Source organism: Cyanobium sp. HWJ4-Hawea (assembly GCF_024345815.1).
Classification (GTDB): domain Bacteria; phylum Cyanobacteriota; class Cyanobacteriia; order PCC-6307; family Cyanobiaceae; genus Cyanobium_A.
On record NZ_JAGQBV010000005.1, the window covers coordinates 34349 to 50972 of the forward strand.

A 16624-nucleotide genomic window follows, 5' to 3' on the forward strand; every position below is an offset into this window, starting at 1 on the left:
TGCCCGACAGATTTGCGCAAAGTCACGGGCGGGCCAAGGAGGTTGAGCCCGCCAGCCCCAAGCTATGGATGCTTTTCACCAAGCGCTGTAATTCATCGTCTAGGGAAAGCAACAGCAGGGGAGAAATCCGTAGCTGGTCAGCTAAGCGCACCAAGCTCTGGCGCTGGGGCAAGGGGGAGCACTCCGAACCAGCAGAGGGATGCAAGAGACTGGGAAGATTTTCGATCCAGGGGGTACTTACGTGGGCCATCACTCCCTCGGGCAGCAGCTCCGCCAAGCGCTGCACCTGAATGCTGTGGTGATTTATCCGCTCCCAGAGAATGCTTCTCTGGCGCCAGCGCTGCTTTAGACCCAATCCCAACGGATTGGCGCTTAATTCATCACTTACCAACTTGCCAAGCTGCAGGATCAAGCGGCGGGACTTAACGGGTACTAGTTCAACAATAGCTCCTCCTCCCGAGCCCTTAAGGAGCTGCTGAATAGCTTCAAGACGTCTACCAATCTCGCTACGTAGTTGGGAATCTAGAGCCCTAATTTCAGCCAGTCGGTTAACAGGCCAGATCAAGGCACTAACCAAAATAGACACCACCACCCCAAGCAAGGTGTCAACCGTGCGATTCAATACATAGAACCAATCCAGGCTGTTGTAATCAGCCACTAGAAATAGGAGTGAAACCACAACGATTGCCGTTGCCATCCCCGCACCCCAACCCAGCAATCTCAACAGTGGAACCACGATCAGCATCGTCACGGTGATGCCAATCCAGCCCCCCATCAGGAGGTGAACAAGGAATGCCACCAGGCCCCCGGCGATGGTGCCGCAAACCCGGGCGCGGGATGCCGCCAGCACTCTGGTTTCGGTTTCATCCATGCACATAACCACCGCCAGGAGCGGATACCAGATGAACTCCACCTGGTTGGTGGCCACGGAAATTGCCGCCGCCGCCATGGCCGCAATGCCGTATTTGATCGCAGCCTTTAGGGCCAGGGCCGACAGCACGAAATCGAGCAACGCGATTTGCCAAGGCTATGGCTTTTAGCTGGGATGATCGGGTGGAGCTGGATCCACCATGGCCGTCATCAGCCAACTGCTGCGAGAGCGCCACGCCTACTACCGCACCCTTCTGGCCGTGGAGGTGCTTGCCCTGGTGAGCCTGCGGGCCCTACAGCATGCGCCCCGCCTAGTGGGCCTGGTGTATCTGGTTATTGCCGGGACAAATGTGCTGATGGCCTCACCTCTGTTGCCCCAACACCGCCTCAAGAGAACGGAGAGCGAAAAATCCTCGGCCCCCCTTAGTCGCTATCTGCGTCGAGTTTTCCTCAGGCGCAAGTTGATCTTGGTTGGTTGGCTGGCGGCGCTCGTAATCGAGGTGGTGTGGCAGGCAGCCCTGGTCTGGGACCCTGCCCTGGCCGTCCAGCTCAGTGCCCCCCATCTGGTGATCTGGCTGGTCTTAATGCTCGAGATGCTTTGGGGTCTGGTCAACTCCCTTGCGGCGGAACCACTCTTCAATGGCGACCTATTGATGGGCGCAGCCGCCGGTTATCTGTTGGTGGGCTTCATCGGCGGGGTGGTGCTGAATTCCCTGCTGGTGCTGGAGCCTGCCGCCTTCAACCTGGCGGCCCGCCCGTCCAACCTGCCCGATGGCATTCGCCATGCACCCGCCATTCTTGGGGCCTCCTTCGCCAGCCTCACCACCCTCGGCAGCCCACTGCTCAAAGCAGGCAGCCTCACAAGCCTGACCGGCAGCGTGGCCATCACAATCGTGGGCCAGCTCTACCTGGCCATCATCATTGCCGGGGTACTGGGCAAACCCCGCCAAAAAAAAGCCGCAGCCCGATCTGAACACCCACTGGGCCAAAGGGCATCTGCCCTGCGCAGAATTGGTCCAAACAGGCGTTGAGCTGCATCCCATTGGCGATCCGCTCCCGCGCCCTGGCCATTTTTATGCTTGGGGCACTGCCGGTTCAGGCGTCTATCCCTGCAGGCAATCAACCGGGTTTGCCCAGTCAGGGCTCGGGTTTGCCCAGTCAGGGAAAAGGTACAGAGCTACTCGAGCGCAATTGGCAGAAGCTGGATGCCCAATTACGCAGCCTGGATCAACTGCTGCCCAGTGAGCCAAATCAGCCGGTGGCTGATGTGCTCAGCACCCCGCCGTTGCCCGCCAACCTGATCAAGGCCAACCAACCGGCCACGGGGCCCATCCAGCCAGCCAACTCGGTGGCTAGCCCCCCTTTAGCCCTACCCACAGCCCAACAGCTCAAGCCCGGCAGCATCGCTGGGCTAAGCCTGGAGCATGCCCTGGCCATCGCCTTTGCCAATAGCGCCAGCCTCCAGGCCCAGCGAGAGCAGGTGGCCGCCTCTATGGCCAGCTTCCAGGCCTCGATGGGCAGCTATTGGCCGACGATCAGCGCCTTTGCCAATGGCGGCTATGAGCGCAGCCGCAGCACCACCACCGCCAACCAGCCAAACGACAACCTGGGCTTTGGGCCCAATTTTGATCCCCCAAATGGCCCCTTTTATGTGCCCAATGGCGGCTCCGTGGCAGGCACGTCCGGTGAATGGGGCTTTGAGGGGGGGTTGCAGCTCAACTACGCCCTGCTCGACTTTGCCCGCACCCCCACCGTTAAGGCCGCTAGGGCCAGCCTGGATCAGCAGCGCAACACCTTCGCCAACCAGCTGCGCTCCCTACAGCTGCAGGTGAGTGAGGCCTATTACCAGCTCCAGCAGGACGAGCAACTGGTGCGCGTCTACGACGCCAACCTGCGCAACGACATGCTGATCCTGCGGGACACCTTCGACCTCAAGCAGGCCGGCCTGGTGCCCAGGCTCGATGTGCTGCGCCGCCGCGCCATTCAGGCCTCAGACGAAGAAACCCTGATCCAGGCGCTGGCCGACCGGGCCGTGGCACGGCGCCAGTTGGCCGTGCTGCTCAACCTGCCCCCCTCAATCACCCCTAGCGCCAGCGATCCAATCGTGGTGCAACCCCGCTGGCCGCTGGATCTCGAAGCCAGCCTGTTGGCGGCCTACCGGGGCAATCCCGAATTGGAAGCAATCCTGGCTACCCGCACGGCCCTGGCCCAACAGAGCCAGGCCACAGCTGCTGGCCTACTGCCAAAACTTTCGCTGTTCGCCAGTGGCGGTGGCAACAGCTCCCAGACCAGCCTGGGCGACTTCACCATTGGTGGCGGTGGCTGTTGCGGCTCCACCGCCCTGCCCCTCTCCACCACCACTGGCTGGGATTGGTCCGTGGGGCTCAGCCTCACCTGGCTGCTGTTTGACGCGGGCAACACCGCGGGGCAGGCCAGGGCCTTTGCGCGAAGGGAGGCGGCCACGGCGCAGCAATATGCGGCCAGCCGCAACGACATCCGCCTGCGCATTGAGCAGGCATTTTTCAACCATGAAGCCAGCCTGGCCAAGTTGAGCTCCGCCCGCCGCGGGGTGGCCGCAGCCCTCGAGGCCTTCCGGGATGTGCGCCTGCGCTACCTGACCGGCCTCGACAGTGAGCTCAATCTCTCCAATACCCAGGATCGTCTGATCAACAGCCTGGTGCAGCGGCTCAATGCGACGGTGAACGTCAACATCACCTACGCCAAATTGCTGAGGGAACTCCTGCCCATGCCCACGGACCCCAACCTGCCAATCAAGCCGCAGTTGCTGTTGGGTAGCAAGCAGCCCGGCCAACCCTGATCAGGGCAAATCAATGGCCCTTGAGCTACCTCAGATCAGCCCCCTCTGGCGCAGCAGCCTCCGCATCTGGCTGGCCGCCACCCTGGCCATCGGGATCATGCTCTGGTCCGGTCGCGGCAGCTACATGACGCTCGCCCTGGTGATGGCGGTGATGTTCGTCAATGAAGACGACCCCAGCCCCGCTGGCAGCGTTGGCCAGATCATGGCCGGAGCCCTAGTGGGCATTCTCACCGCGATGGTGCTGCACGAAATCTCCACCGATTGGGTGGTGCTCGGCATCTCCCTACTGGTCAGCGGGGTACTGCTGCGAAGCCTGGGGCTAACCAAGGGCCTCAGCGTCGGCTACCTGTGCGCCTGGGCCGTTGAGGTGCTGCACCATGGCAAGCAGTTTTCTTGGCAGACGATCTTCGACCTTGCCCTGGCAGTGGCAGTGGGGATCTTGATGGCGCAGCTGGCCACCTGGGCGCTCTGGCCGCGCCAACCGCTCCAGAAGCTGCCCGGCCTGGAGGCCGGGATCGCCAGCCAGCTCAGCCAACAAATCACAGCCATGCAGCAATGGCTGGACGGCGGCGGCAAAGCACCGCCACCGCTGCGCTCCCAGGAGCTTCTGCCCAGGATTCTGCTGCTACAGCAACTGCGCAACCAACGCCAGACTGGCGCCAACTCCTCCCAAAAAATACGCCTGTTATCCCGTTGGTACCAGGCGGGCAGCATCTTGAGGCAACTGCTGCGCCAGTGGCTACTGCTGGAGCAGTTGCTGCTCCAACTGCCGGCCCCCCTTCAGCAACGGGGTGACAACGCCCTAATTGAGATCACCCTGGCCGATCTGGCTAAGTGCTTGCAGGCTCCGGCAAGCCCTACTCCGGGCAAGCCCCTAGCCAGCGAAGCCCAGATTTGGCTGGATCACGCCACCAGCCTGGGCGCATCGAAACCGCTGGTACTCGCCATTGGCCAGCAGTGCCGGGTCCTGCAGCAGCTTGCCAATGGTCGTGCGCTTCTAAAAACCGCAGTTGGGCAGCTCTCGGCCACGGTCCGATGAGTAGCCAAGCCCTAAGGGACAACCTGCGCCTAGCCGCCACGGTGACGGTGGTCAACGGTTTTGTAGCCATCACTGGCCTTTCCTTTGGCTACTACGCCGCCCTAGCGGTGCTGAGCGTGACCGTGGGCAACTACGGCAACACCCTCGAACTGGGGCGCCAACGACTGATTGGCACGACCATTGGCGCCGTTGTCGTGTTCTTCGGCTATCGGGCCTGGGGCCATTTGCCAGTGATGGTGGCCCTGCCCCTGGCCCTGCTGCTGGCAAGGCTGATCGCAGGCTCAATGCGTCTCACCGTTGGCTACGGCGTCTGCCTTTTTGTGGTGGTGATGGGCTGGCTCAGCCATGACCAGCAGCTCGACAGCTGGTTGACCTTGCGCCTCTTCTGGACGGCCTTCGGCATCCTGATCGCCCTGTTGAGCCTGCGCCTTTTTTGGCCATCGCGGGCCCGCATCCAGCAGCGGCAGGGGCTCCTGCAGCTGCTGGCGGATTTGGGCCAAACCTTTGAGTCGATGGCCGATGACCATGCCGCAGCCCTGCTGCCCGTAGGGGTGAGGCGTCAAAAATTGGGCCAGCAGGTTCGCGGCCTACGAACCACCCTTTTGGGCCTGCGTGACCAACGCAAGGGGGCCTTAATGGAGCTAGGGCCCTTGGCCGCCCAACACCCCCATGCCCGGATGTGGGATCTGCTCGACCAGGCCTGTGAGGCCCTGATCCTGGATCTCGATGAGCTGCGCCGCCTGCAGGCACCCAAGTGGCAGCAGTGGGGACTCCAGGAGCTCGAGGCCGCCGGAGTGGAATTTGCCGAGCAGGTGGCCACAAGGTTGCTGCAGTGGCAGGTACAGCTGAGCCATTCCCACCAGCTGCCCCTGCCGCCCGCCCAGCCAAGCCCCATCCTGCGGCTGGATTTGCTCAAGACACCTACGGCCCTGGCGGCGGCTCAGCAGCTCAACGCCGAGCAGCTGACTGCCCTGGCTTCGAGATTGATGGTGTTCAACCGCATTGACCACACCATGGAGAGCACCGAACAGCAGTGGCGCTCCATGGCCAGTTGAGGGCTCAGCTTACCGGCCGCGCAGACCACCAGCGCTCAATTCGATACAGCAACACCACCACCAACACCACCAACCAGAACCACAATTCCGGCGGGTTGGCATTGAACAGGATCAACAGCAAAACCACCTCACTCACCAGCCAGGGAAATTCCTGCCGCAGCAGCGGGTTATGGATCTGGGGTAGACGCCGGGGGAGCCTGAAACGGTTCATGGGAGGGTGCCTGGTTGACGCAGGAATGGCCGGTTCCAGCGCAGATCAATCCCCGGGGTGCGGTAGCCGCCCGTAAGCGAGCGCAGACCAGGAATCACGTAAGTAATCGGTGAACGCCACTCCACATAGGCATGGCTGGAGATGGTGAGACCATCGCGAATCGGGAAAACTCCACTCCCGCCTGAGATGGTCCAGCGGTAGCCATCCACGCTGGCGGGATCCCGGTCCAACTCAATCTCAGTGCGCATCACCGGGCCGTTTTTGGTCAGCTCCTGGGCGAGCTGGCTGTTGCCGGTGGTTGTGGAGATGTCGTCTGCCGTGGCGGGCAGGGTGAGCACCTGCTTGACCTTGCCCACGATGCCGCCAAAGCGGCCCCGCTGGTTCCACATCGGCACCACCTCCACGGGCAATCCCAGGGGGAGCCGGCGGGCATCGGCTGGGGAGAAGTAGGCCACCGCCCGGAGGGGTCGATCGCTAGCCCTGGGTTGGTCGGGGCGGCCGATGGTGCCCAACCTTTGGCTCGTACCCACGGTCTGGCCGGCGATCACCTGCAGGTCGAGCACCGTGCCATCGCGCTCGGCCTGCACCTTGCCGTCGTAGGCGATTTTCGCCTCTGTCACCCTGATTTGGCGCTTGAGGTCGTCGATTTGATAACGGCGCTGCAGGGCCTGGCTTTCGATGTTGAGCTTGACCTGCTGGTAGTTGGTCAGGGCGGTCTTCTCGTTGATCTTGACGTCGTCGAGGCTGACGCCGGTGTTTGTCAGCCCCTGCTCAGCGGAGACCACCTCGCTGGATAGGGGGGCTACCACCTCGCGGCTGGACAACCAATTCAGATTGCGCAGTTTGCTGGCATAGGTCGATTGCAGCACCCCGTAGCGGCGGCGATCCCCGGCATATTTGGCCAGGGTGGTGTCAAGACTGCGCTTCTCGGTGAGTAGGCGCAGGGAGTCTCGGGCATCGAGCCTTTCGTTGATTCTTTCAAGCTGGCGCAGGTTGCCGCGCTGTTGGTCGAGCTGGCGCTCCAGCACGGGTAGATAGAGCTGCATCAGCACCTGGCCGCGCTGAACCCGCTGGCCAGTCTTGACGAAAACGTCTCGCACCTGGCCGCCTGAACGGGCGTTGAGGATGCCTGCATTATCTGGAAAAACCAGCACGCCCATGCCCTCCACCTCGGTGGGCACTGGCCAAAACAGGGCCCAAAGCACCAAAGTTCCGCCAACCGCCGCCAGGCTCACCCCCACCTGGCCGTGGTCACTGAGCCCCTGCCAACGCGCCGCCACCCGGCGGGATTGCTGGCGCCACCAGGGATCCGGACTGTTTGCAGATGGGGCCACCATGCCTACCAGCTTGCAACAGCCATCGCCATCTGGCCAACCAATAGGGGCACCTGGCTAAAGGCCCCACTAAATCCGCTAAACGCCCAGAGCCCGGGGGCATCGGCCACGGGGCCCACCAGGGGCTCGGATCCGATGCAAAAGGCCACCGGCAACTGCTGAAAATTGCCCGGCAGCTGGGCCAAGGCCGGATCCAGAGCAGCCACACCGGCCCGTAGGTGGTTCTCCATCACCGCCGGATCGGGGGAATCTGCCAACTCCACTCCTGCAGCCAATCCCGGGGGCACCCAGCTGATTTGGCCCAGCAAGGATCGGGAGCCCCAGGGCGCCAGGCCCGGATCAACCACCCATTCGGCCTCCGTGAGCTCGGCGGCACGGGCCTCAAGATCCAGGCGGGCAAAGCGCTGGGGGATCAGCAAATCGCCCCGCCCCAGCTGGGCCGTTTTCCCCAGGGAGTTAGCGCTGGCGAGGCTGGGTTCCTGCTCCAGTTGGAGCACTCCCGCCCAACTGCTCCGCAGCCGATCAGGCAGAGCGGGCCACAGCGTGCGGCAATGGGCCCCCGCCGCCAACACCACCTTTCGGGCAGCTAGCGGGGGTGCATCCACCCCCAGGCAAAGCCGCCAGGGGGCCCCTGGCCCCGGGGCCGATAGGGGTCCGCGCACCTCCCCCCGCAAAAGTCCAACCCCTGCGGCAGCAAGGGCTTGGGGCAGGCGGCTCCTAAACACAGGGCCATCTACCCGGCCCCCCCCCGTGGCGGGCTCCGGGGGAGGGTTTCCGTGGCGGTGGATCCCGTGGCAGTGGATCCTGTGGCGATAAATCCGACAGCTGCTCAGGCCCAGGTCACCGTGGCTTTGTTGCAGCCGCTGCCAGCCAGCCACGGCGTCGCCCACCACGCCGCCGTAGCTCAGGCCCGTGGCAGCAGCTTTATCGGCGTCTACAACGACCACCCGCTGGCCAGCTTCCGCCAAGGCCAAGGCCAATAGGCCACCGGCCAGGCCGCCACCAACTACCACCACATCGGGGAGCTCCAGGGCCCTAAACCAGCAGGGTGAACGACTCAATCACCTGGTGGAACAGCCCCTGCACCTTCTGCCAACGGATTTCGTTGGTGCTGGCGGCCAAGGTGTAAAGCCTGCCCCGATCCACCACCACCGTGGCCAATTCATGGCGGTCACGGTCGTCCAGATGCACCGCATATTCCATGTCGTAGAAGGTGCGGCCGCCGCTGCTGCGCTCGCTGGCCTCCACCAGGTCGGCGACGCGGCCACTGCCCTCTGGGGCAATCACCGTGCGGCGTAGCTGCTCGCCAACCGCCACCGCACTGCCCAGGGATTGGAGGTCGCTGCCGGGGGTCACCTGGGAGATGACCAGGCTCAGGGTTTCGTCACTGTTGATCAGATCGTGGAAGACCACCTGGGGGCCGCCGCTCACCTGCACCCGATTCCAGCCCGTGGGGTAGAGGAAGGCATAGCGACCATCGGCACTTTGGAAGCTATTAAGCCCGGCCGCTGATGCACTGCAGCCGACCAGCACCAGCACCGTCAACAGGGCAAGGGCTCGGGGCAGCAGGTTGCGAAAGGGAAGCATGGACCCAAAGGAAGAGAACGGGTAAGAGCATTCTGCTGAGTGACGGCAGATCCCCCTAGATTCGCGCCAATTGCAGCGGATCGCTGAGCGGCTTCACCCGCCCCCTGGCCAGGCTGATTGAGCAGTTCGAGCGACTGCCAGGCATTGGTCCGCGCACGGCCCAACGGTTGGCCCTGCATCTGTTGCGTCAGCCAGAGGAGCAGATCCGCTCCTTTGCCGATGCCCTATTGGCGGCCCGCAGCCAGGTGGGCCAATGCCAACGCTGTTTCCATCTCTCTTCAGAAGAGCTCTGCGATATCTGCCGTAATCCGGAGCGCCACACAGACCAGATCTGTGTGGTTGCCGACTCCCGCGACCTACTGGCGATGGAGCGCACCAGGGAATTCAAGGGCAGCTATCACGTGCTCTGCGGCCTGATCTCGCCCATGGATGGGATCGGGCCTGAATTACTGCAGGTCCAACCGCTGGTCCACCGGGTCGATAGGGAGGGGATAGGTGAGGTGATCCTGGCCCTCACTCCCAGCGTGGAGGGAGACACCACCAGCCTTTATCTCGCCCGCCTACTAAAGCCATTTACGACCGTCAGTCGGATTGCCTATGGCCTGCCCGTGGGCAGCGAATTGGAATATGCCGACGAGGTGACCCTGGCCCGGGCCTTTGATGGGCGCCGGCCCGTGGAGTGAGGCCCATGTCTCGCTACAGCTCAATTCCACCCCAGGAACGGCTACCGGCCTGGTTGCGTCGCCCGATTGGTGCGGCATCCAGCCTGGAGGCCGTGCAGGAAGTGGTGAAACAGCAAAGGCTGCACACCATCTGTGAGGAGGGCCGCTGCCCCAACCGCGGTGAGTGCTACGCGGCCGGCACCGCCACCTTCCTGCTCGGTGGACCGATCTGCACCCGCAGCTGCGCCTTTTGCCAAGTTGATAAAGGGGAAGCGCCCAACCCCTATGACAGCCAGGAAGCGGAGCGGGTGGCTGAGGCCGTGGTCGCCCTGGGGCTTCGCTATGTGGTGCTCACGGCCGTCGCCCGCGACGACCTGCCCGACCACGGGGTCTGCCTATTCACCGGGGCCATGGCCGCCATCCGCCGCCGCAATCCCCTAGTCGCCATTGAGGTGCTCACCCCAGATTTCTGGGGTGGCTTTCCATTGCAAAGCGAGGCAATTGCAGCCCAACGTCAACGCTTGGCGGCCGTTCTGGCGGCAGGGCCCGTCTGCTTCAACCACAACCTGGAAACCGTGAAACGGCTGCAGGGCGAAGTGCGGCGGGGAGCCACCTACCAGCGTTCCCTGGAGTTACTCGCCGCGGCCCAAGAACTTGCACCCCAGATCCCGAGCAAGTCGGGGTTAATGCTCGGCCTCGGCGAAACCCTTGAAGAGGTGGTGGAGGCCCTAGGGGATCTGCGCAAAGCGAATTGTCAGCGCCTCACCCTCGGGCAATACTTACGGCCTTCGTTGGCCCACATTCCTGTTGAGCGCTACTGGAGACCGGAGGAATTCGATGGGCTCGCAGCCATCGCCAAGGACCTTGGTTTCCAGCAAGTCCGCAGTGGTCCCCTGGTCCGCAGCAGCTACCACGCTGAAGCCAGCTAGGGCGATGCAGCACCCCGGCCCTGCGGCATCGGTGGCATGGGTGGCCTCGGTGGCATTTGCCACATTCGCGCTTGCCTTGATCGAGCTGCCGAGTGCTGCCCAAACAGCCACGCCCCTGACCCCGGACTGGTTGCAGTTGGGGCTCAACATCCAAAGCGACCTGCTGGGCAATCCAGCGGGGGGCACAACCAAGGCCAGCAACTGGATTCAGCAAACCACCTTTAATGCCAGTGCCAGCAGTGGTTTTGGCAAGGATCCTGCCATTTGGCAAGAGGCAGACCACTGGAGTGCAAACGTCGAACTGACCTTGGTCAACGGCACGCCCGGCTACGGCCAACGCCTCGGTTCAGCCTTTCCCCTCACCGCCACCGACGAACCCACGGGCCTCTGGCTAACTGGCGCCCAAATCGAGCGCAGTGCGGGCACCGGTTCGGTGGATATCAAGGCGGGAATTTTTTCGCTTAACCCAGGCTTTGCGGAGGCACCCGTACTGAATTTCTACGTGAATTCGGTGTTCAACAACACCTTAAATCTCAATATCACCAACCTGCCGACAAGCCCATTCGCCACGCCGGGAATTGAGCTGAACTGGCGGCCAGGATCAAACGGCAAGGGCCCCATTAAGGATTACGGTCCCAACGGCGAATTGCGTTATGGGGCCTTCTGGCTAGATCCCCAAGTTGCCATTGCCTCCCTATTTGGAGTCAATGCCCAAAAAGTTAAAAGCACTGGCCATGTGCAGGCCCTGCAGTGGAGCTTTGACCGCCTGCCTGGCTACCAAAAGTTTGCCCTGCCAATTCAACTGAAAACAAATGCTGGAGATGGCAAGCAGGGATCTACAAATGAGCCCCAACTAATCAGCCGCCAATTGCCCAAACCCCTGCTCCAAATTGGCGGCGCCTACGAAGCAAATACCACCAGCCACCTATTAACTCCAGGATTTTTTAGCAGTATCACCCTGGCCGCTCCCCTGCCCCTAGGCATAGACAACCGGTTTTGGTTTGGCATTAGTGGTGCCGGAGACAATGCCGATTCCCCCCTGGGACTATTCCTAAGTGGTGGCTGGTTGAGTCAGGGGGTTATTCCTGGTCGCCCCCTAGATGTACTGGCCCTGGCGATCGGCCAAAACAACTTCAACGCAACGGCTGGAACCAACCTGAACCCAGAAGCCAGCCTGGAGCTCAACTACACCGCCACGGTCAACAGCAACCTTTCGCTGCAACCATTTCTACAGTGGATCATCAATCCAGGAGGCACATCCAGCACCGGCAACATCCTGGCCCTAGGCCTGCAGGTTCAGCTGCAGTTCTGAACCAATCCCAGGCGGCGGACACTGCGGGACAGCACCTCCGTGCATTCCGCCCGCATCAGCAGGCCTGAGCCCCCCCACAGCAGCCGGGGGGCCAGGTCGGCTGGGCCCGCCGCCAGCTCACGGAGGGGCAAAAAACCGAGGCTGCGGAAGTAGCGCACCAGGCGGCGGTGCTGGCCGTCACTGTCGCGGATCGCCAGGATCGTGGCCTGGCGACAGGGTGTTTGCTCGAGGGCCCAGGCGAAGCTCGCGGCACAGATCAGGGGTGCCACTGCTGCCACCTGCTCCCCCTGCACCCGCAGCGTGTCGAGGCGCAGGCCGCCGGTGGTGGGCAGGGCCCAGCCCTTGAGTTCGCCGAGTAACTGCAAAGCACCAGCCTTCCCGGATTGCCCAGTCCCCTGCCGCGCCACCCCCACCCGCAGGCTCCACCCCACCCCCAAGGGGCGGCCCACCTGCAGGCGCAGCAACAGACCCCGGCGCTGACCCTCCTGCTCCAACTGCTCGAGGGTGGGCATCGTCATGGCGCCAGGGCTCCCACGGGGCCAGCTTTAGCCGCTGAAAGCCATGGGGTGCGCTCCGCCCAGGGGCTCTCGAGAACCGTCGTCAGCTCGGCGCCGGGCAAAAAACTGGCCAGCCACACCTGGAGAGCCTCCAGCTGCGGCTCCAGATCGAAGCCCGTTGTATCCGCCAAGCGGAACTGGCGCACAAAGGGCAGCAGGGCCATGTCGGCCAACGAGGGGCGATCCCCCAGCAACCAGCCCCCGGGCCTAGGGGTTAGTTCCAGCCGCCTGTTCCAGCGCCGCAAAATCCGCAGACCAGCAGCCCGATGTTCCTGGGCTGCTGCGCCCGGCTCCCCTGCAGATATTTCCTGGGGATAGCGATCGGGGTATTTGAAGCGATCGAGATGGTGCTTAAAGGGGCCGTCGTTTTCGGCGATCAGCTCGGCCATCGTGGCCCGATCGGCGGCGCTCCAGCCCACCAGCCAGCGCTGGGGATCGCCCCGTTCAAGGGCCCAGTGCATGATCGCCAGGCTTTGATCGAGAACCTGCCCACCGGTCGGCTTCCCCATCGGCGACCCCGTCGGCTCCCAAAGCTGCAGCACCGGCACGGTGGCCTTGGGCGAGAGGGCCAGCAGTTCGGGCGGTTTGGCCTTCAGGCTCACCTCCCGGATCTCAAGGTTGTGGCCGGGTACGTAGCCAGCCACCAGCAGGGCCAACCGGGCGCGGATGGCATAGGGACACCGCCTGAAGCTGTACAGGATTGGCTTCACTGGCAGCCTTGGCTCACTGGTGCAGCTTGCCGATGTGGGCCTCGCCCCGGGCCTTGGCCAGGCCAATTTGGCGCTGCCGCTCCGCAAAACGGCCTCGATCTTCAGCATCGTGCTCGGCCAAGCAATGGCCGCAGCTGACCCCTGGCACGTAGCTAGGCAGCAGCCGATCGGCGGCGGTGAGGGGGCGGCGGCAGGCATGGCAAAGGCTTGCCTCACCGGGCTCGAGTTGGTGGTTGACCGTGACCCGTTGGTCAAACACAAAACACTCGCCCTGCCACTGGCTTGTCGGCTCAGGCACGGTTTCGAGGTACTTCAAAATGCCGCCCTGCAGGTGGTGGACCCCTTCAAAACCCTGCTGCAGCAAGTAGGCCGTGGCCTTCTCACAGCGGATCCCACCGGTGCAGAACATGGCGATCTGCCTGGGCTTTTGCTCCGCCACCAAGGGCTTGAGCTTGTTTTCAACCCAGGCCGGAAACTCCCGAAAACTGCGGGTGCCCGGATCGATGGCCCCAGCGAAACTGCCCAGGGCCACCTCGTAGTCGTTGCGGGTATCGATCACCAGGGTGTCCGGATCGGCAATCAATTGGTTCCATTGCTGGGCTGAAACATGGGTGCCCACGGCTGAGGCCTCCCGGGGAGCCTCGCCCAGATAGGGCTTCACGGCCCCACAACCCATCGTGACGATCTCCCGCTTGATGCGCACCTTGAGGCGGTAGAAGGTCTGCTGGTGGGCCTCGGCTGTTTTGACCTCCAGGTCCACAAGCCGAGGATCCAGGCGCAGTTGGTCAACAAGGCTCTCTACGCCAGCCTCAGGCCCGCAGATCGTGCCATTCACCCCCTCCGGTGCCAGCAGCACGGTGCCCTTCAGCTCTGCGGCTTCCCCCAAGCTGCGCAAGCGCTGCTGCCAAAGCGGCAGTTCTTCCTGGCTAAACAGCGCAAAACGGTAGAAAGCGGCAACCTGAAAACCCATCGCCCCAAAACTCCTCAGCCCACCCGCACGCCGGCTGCAGCCAGGAGCTCCCGATCTGCTGCCACGTCCGGATTGCCGGTGGTGAGCAAGGTGTCGCCATAGAAGATCGAATCCGCTCCCGCCAACAGGCAAAGGATCTGGGCTTCCCGGTTCAGTTCCTGCCGGCCGGCGCTGAGGCGCACCCGGCTGTGGGGCATCACTATCCGGGCGGTGGCCACCATCCGCACCAGCTCCAGGGGGTCCACCGCCGGCAGGTCCTCGAGGGGGGTGCCTTCCACCGCCACCAGGGCATTGATCGGCACGCTTTCGGGGTGGGGGTTGAGGTTGGCGAGCACCTCCAACAGGCCGGCGCGATCAGTGTGGCTCTCTCCCATGCCAATGATGCCGCCGCAGCAAATGGTGATGCCCGAACTACGGACCCTGGCCAGGGTTTCCAGGCGCTCCTGGTAGGTGCGGGTGGAAATGATCTGGTCGTAGTGCTCTGGGCTGGTGTCGAGGTTGTGGTTGTATGCAGTCAGGCCCGCTTGCGCCAGCTTTGCGGCCTGCTGGTCGGTGAGCATGCCGGCCGTTACGCAGGCCTCCATGCCCAACTGGCGCACGCCGCGCACCATCTCGAGCATGGCGTCGAAGGGGGCGCCATCCCGGATTTCACGCCAGGCCCAACCCATGCAAAAGCGGTCAGCCCCAGCCGCTTTAGCCGCCCGGGCCCGCTCCAGCACGGGCGCCACATCCAGCTCCGGCTGGGCAGCCACATCGCTGCTGTTGTACATCGATTGGGGGCAGTAGGCGCAGTCCTCCTCGCAGCCGCCGGTCTTGACACTCAGCAGCGAAGCCAGCTGGACCTGGTAACCGGGATTGGCGGCCCGATGCACCCCTTGGGCCTGCCAGAGCAGGTCCATCAGGGGCAGTTCCAGCAGGGTCTGGATCTCGGCGCGGCTCCAGTTGTGGCGGGTGATCACTAGGTGGTCAGGCAAGGGGGTCAACACCACCAAAGCGGCGCTCCCGCCGCTGGTAATCGAGCAGGGCAGTCAACATGGCCTGCTCGTCAAAATCGGGCCAAAGCACGTCGGTGATGTGCAGCTCGGCATAGGCGAGCTGCCAGAGCAGGAAATTACTGATGCGCCGCTCACCGCTGGTGCGAATTAGGAGGTCGGGATCGGGCTCACCGGCAGTGTGCAACTCAGCGGCAAACAGTTCCTCAGTGATCTCGGCCGGCGCCAGCTGGCCGGCGGCGGCTCGCTCGGCCAACCGCTGGGCGGCCAGCACCAATTCGGCCCGGCTGCCATAGTTGGTGCAAACGTTGAAATGGATGCCGGTGTTGGCCGCAGTGCGGGCCGTGGCGTCGGCTATCAGCTGCTGCAATCCATTTGGCAGGGGGGAGAGGTCGCCAAGGAAACGGATGCGCACCTGCTCCTGCTCAAGGGCCTGGAGCTCGCGAGCCAGCACCCGCTCAAACAGGGTCATCAGGAAACTGACCTCCTCGCCGGGCCGATTCCAGTTTTCCGTGGAGAAGGCATAGGCCGTCAAAGAGCCAATTCCCCAGTCGCTGCAGAGCCTCAAGGTGCGCTTTAAGGCCTCCACCCCCTCCCGGTGCCCCATCACCCGGGGCAGGTTGCGGCGGCTGGCCCAGCGGCCATTGCCATCCATGATCACGGCCACATGGCGCGGCAAACGGGCCGGATCAAGGCCCGTCGGCAAAGGTGTGCGGCCAAGGGCCGGGGTGGTCGCCAGCACGCGACTCATCCGCGAAGTTCCAGCGGGTCTTTGACCACGCTACGACCTGCTGGCAAGGCCAGGGCCTGGCTTAGCAGGTCGTGCAAACGGCTACTGGTGATCGGCCGCTCCAGCCGGCCTTGGGAGGCGAGCGATAGGGTCCCGGTTTCCTCTGAAACCACAATCGCCAGGCATTGATCAAAGCGCTCAGTTAGGCCCAGGGCCGCCAAATGGCGGGTGCCATAGCGGTTGAGGCCCTGGCGGGAGAGGGGCAGGATCACCCCCGCCGCCACGATCCGGTTCGCCTTCACCAGCACTGCCCCATCGTGGAGTGGGGTGTCGGCCGCAAAAAGGTTGAGCAGCAGGTCAACCGACAATTGGGCATCGAGGTTGATGCCTGGATTAAGAAAATCCTCGGGGCGCAGGTCGCTGCCCATATCCACCACAATCAAACCGCCACGGCGGGCCTGGGAAAGGCGACCGGCCGCCTCGCTGAGGATCGCCACCGAGCCAGAGGCCAGTTGATCCCGCTTACGACTGCCAAAGAGCAAGCCAATGCGGGCCGTGCCAAGCAATTCCATCAGCCGCCGCAATTCCCCCTGCCAGAGGATGGCCAGGGCAAGGCTGCAGGCCAGCACTAGGGCATCCACCAACTTGGAGGTGAGGGGCAGGTTTGCGTAGCGCTGCACAAACCAGGCCAGGGCCACCAGCAGCAGATAGCCCCGCAACAGCCAAAGGGTGCGGGCCTCCGTGACCCGACCCAGCACCAAGACCCCCAAGCCAGTGGCAAAGATCAGGTCGAGGAGCAGTCGAAAGTCGATCAACTGCAGCGCGGCCAACGTTGCCCCCATACCTGT

At 63.4% G+C, this 16624-nt stretch carries 18 protein-coding genes; 7 read left to right on the plus strand and 11 right to left on the minus strand.

Annotated elements, in window-relative coordinates:
* Positions 1 to 22: 22 nt before the first annotated feature.
* The gene (locus KBY58_RS02145) at positions 23 to 1012 is read right to left on the minus strand and encodes an FUSC family protein (RefSeq protein ID WP_255002629.1); all 990 of its coding nucleotides are present in this window, start codon (positions 1010 to 1012) and stop codon (positions 23 to 25) included.
* Positions 1013 to 1070: 58 nt separating this feature from the next.
* Here KBY58_RS02145 and KBY58_RS02150 point away from each other — a divergent pair, with 58 nt between their 5' ends.
* The 4 genes from KBY58_RS02150 to KBY58_RS02165 are packed head-to-tail and all read left to right on the plus strand — an operon-like array spanning position 1071 to position 5782.
* Positions 1071 to 1901, plus strand: coding sequence for a hypothetical protein (locus KBY58_RS02150; protein ID WP_255002631.1), 831 nt, complete (start codon positions 1071 to 1073; stop codon positions 1899 to 1901).
* Positions 1902 to 1912: 11 nt separating this feature from the next.
* Positions 1913 to 3688, plus strand: coding sequence for a TolC family protein (locus tag KBY58_RS02155; protein WP_255002633.1), 1776 nt, complete (start codon positions 1913 to 1915; stop codon positions 3686 to 3688).
* Positions 3689 to 3701: 13 nt separating this feature from the next.
* Positions 3702 to 4727: a hypothetical protein gene (locus tag KBY58_RS02160; protein WP_255002636.1), complete on the plus strand. Its 1026-nt coding sequence runs from the start codon at positions 3702 to 3704 to the stop codon at positions 4725 to 4727.
* Positions 4724 to 5782, plus strand: a complete 1059-nt coding sequence (locus KBY58_RS02165) for an FUSC family protein (RefSeq protein WP_255002637.1) — start codon at positions 4724 to 4726, stop codon at positions 5780 to 5782. The genes KBY58_RS02160 and KBY58_RS02165 overlap by 4 nt, the downstream gene beginning before the upstream one ends.
* A 4-nt stretch (positions 5783 to 5786) precedes the next feature.
* On the opposite strand, the gene KBY58_RS02170 is transcribed toward KBY58_RS02165, so the two are convergent.
* The 4 genes from KBY58_RS02170 to psbP are packed head-to-tail and all read right to left on the minus strand — an operon-like array spanning position 5787 to position 8914.
* Positions 5787 to 5993 carry a hypothetical protein gene (locus tag KBY58_RS02170; RefSeq protein WP_255002638.1) on the minus strand — a complete coding sequence of 69 codons (207 nt, stop codon included), beginning with the start codon at positions 5991 to 5993 and terminating at the stop codon, positions 5787 to 5789.
* Positions 5990 to 7330, minus strand: coding sequence for an NHLP bacteriocin system secretion protein (locus KBY58_RS02175; protein WP_255002639.1), 1341 nt, complete (start codon positions 7328 to 7330; stop codon positions 5990 to 5992). Before KBY58_RS02175 ends, KBY58_RS02170 begins: the two co-directional genes overlap by 4 nt.
* Positions 7331 to 7332: 2 nt before the next feature.
* Positions 7333 to 8388: an FAD-dependent oxidoreductase gene (locus KBY58_RS02180; protein WP_255002640.1), complete on the minus strand. Its 1056-nt coding sequence runs from the start codon at positions 8386 to 8388 to the stop codon at positions 7333 to 7335.
* A complete protein-coding gene (gene psbP / locus KBY58_RS02185; protein ID WP_254932996.1) occupies positions 8363 to 8914 on the minus strand; it encodes a photosystem II reaction center PsbP in 552 nt (183 codons plus the stop codon). The genes KBY58_RS02180 and psbP overlap by 26 nt, the downstream gene beginning before the upstream one ends.
* A 113-nt stretch (positions 8915 to 9027) precedes the next feature.
* Between psbP and recR the strand changes: the two genes are divergently transcribed.
* The 3 genes from recR to KBY58_RS02200 are packed head-to-tail and all read left to right on the plus strand — an operon-like array spanning position 9028 to position 11817.
* Complete coding sequence (recR, locus tag KBY58_RS02190) at positions 9028 to 9597, plus strand: recombination mediator RecR (protein WP_255002666.1); 570 nt, start codon at positions 9028 to 9030, stop codon at positions 9595 to 9597.
* Between the two features lie 5 nt (positions 9598 to 9602).
* The gene (gene lipA / locus KBY58_RS02195; RefSeq protein WP_255002641.1) at positions 9603 to 10505 is read left to right on the plus strand and encodes a lipoyl synthase; all 903 of its coding nucleotides are present in this window, start codon (positions 9603 to 9605) and stop codon (positions 10503 to 10505) included.
* A 4-nt stretch (positions 10506 to 10509) separates the two neighbouring features.
* Positions 10510 to 11817, plus strand: a complete 1308-nt coding sequence (locus KBY58_RS02200) for a carbohydrate porin (RefSeq protein ID WP_255002642.1) — start codon at positions 10510 to 10512, stop codon at positions 11815 to 11817.
* Here the strand turns inward: KBY58_RS02200 and KBY58_RS02205 are convergent.
* The 6 genes from KBY58_RS02205 to cdaA are packed head-to-tail and all read right to left on the minus strand — an operon-like array spanning position 11802 to position 16606.
* Positions 11802 to 12335 carry a hypothetical protein gene (locus KBY58_RS02205; RefSeq protein WP_255002643.1) on the minus strand — a complete coding sequence of 178 codons (534 nt, stop codon included), beginning with the start codon at positions 12333 to 12335 and terminating at the stop codon, positions 11802 to 11804. The two genes, KBY58_RS02200 and KBY58_RS02205, sit on opposite strands and share 16 nt — an antisense overlap.
* Complete coding sequence (locus tag KBY58_RS02210) at positions 12332 to 13084, minus strand: glutathione S-transferase (RefSeq protein WP_315858015.1); 753 nt, start codon at positions 13082 to 13084, stop codon at positions 12332 to 12334. The genes KBY58_RS02205 and KBY58_RS02210 overlap by 4 nt, the downstream gene beginning before the upstream one ends.
* 13 nt (positions 13085 to 13097) lie before the next feature.
* Positions 13098 to 14054: a rhodanese-related sulfurtransferase gene (locus tag KBY58_RS02215; RefSeq protein WP_255002644.1), complete on the minus strand. Its 957-nt coding sequence runs from the start codon at positions 14052 to 14054 to the stop codon at positions 13098 to 13100.
* Positions 14055 to 14068: 14 nt separating this feature from the next.
* Positions 14069 to 15028: a biotin synthase BioB gene (bioB, locus tag KBY58_RS02220; protein ID WP_255002645.1), complete on the minus strand. Its 960-nt coding sequence runs from the start codon at positions 15026 to 15028 to the stop codon at positions 14069 to 14071.
* Positions 15021 to 15797, minus strand: coding sequence for an isoprenyl transferase (locus tag KBY58_RS02225; protein WP_255002646.1), 777 nt, complete (start codon positions 15795 to 15797; stop codon positions 15021 to 15023). Before KBY58_RS02225 ends, bioB begins: the two co-directional genes overlap by 8 nt.
* Positions 15794 to 16606, minus strand: a complete 813-nt coding sequence (gene cdaA, locus KBY58_RS02230; RefSeq protein WP_409995704.1) for a diadenylate cyclase CdaA — start codon at positions 16604 to 16606, stop codon at positions 15794 to 15796. The genes KBY58_RS02225 and cdaA overlap by 4 nt, the downstream gene beginning before the upstream one ends.
* Positions 16607 to 16624: the final 18 nt, after the last annotated feature.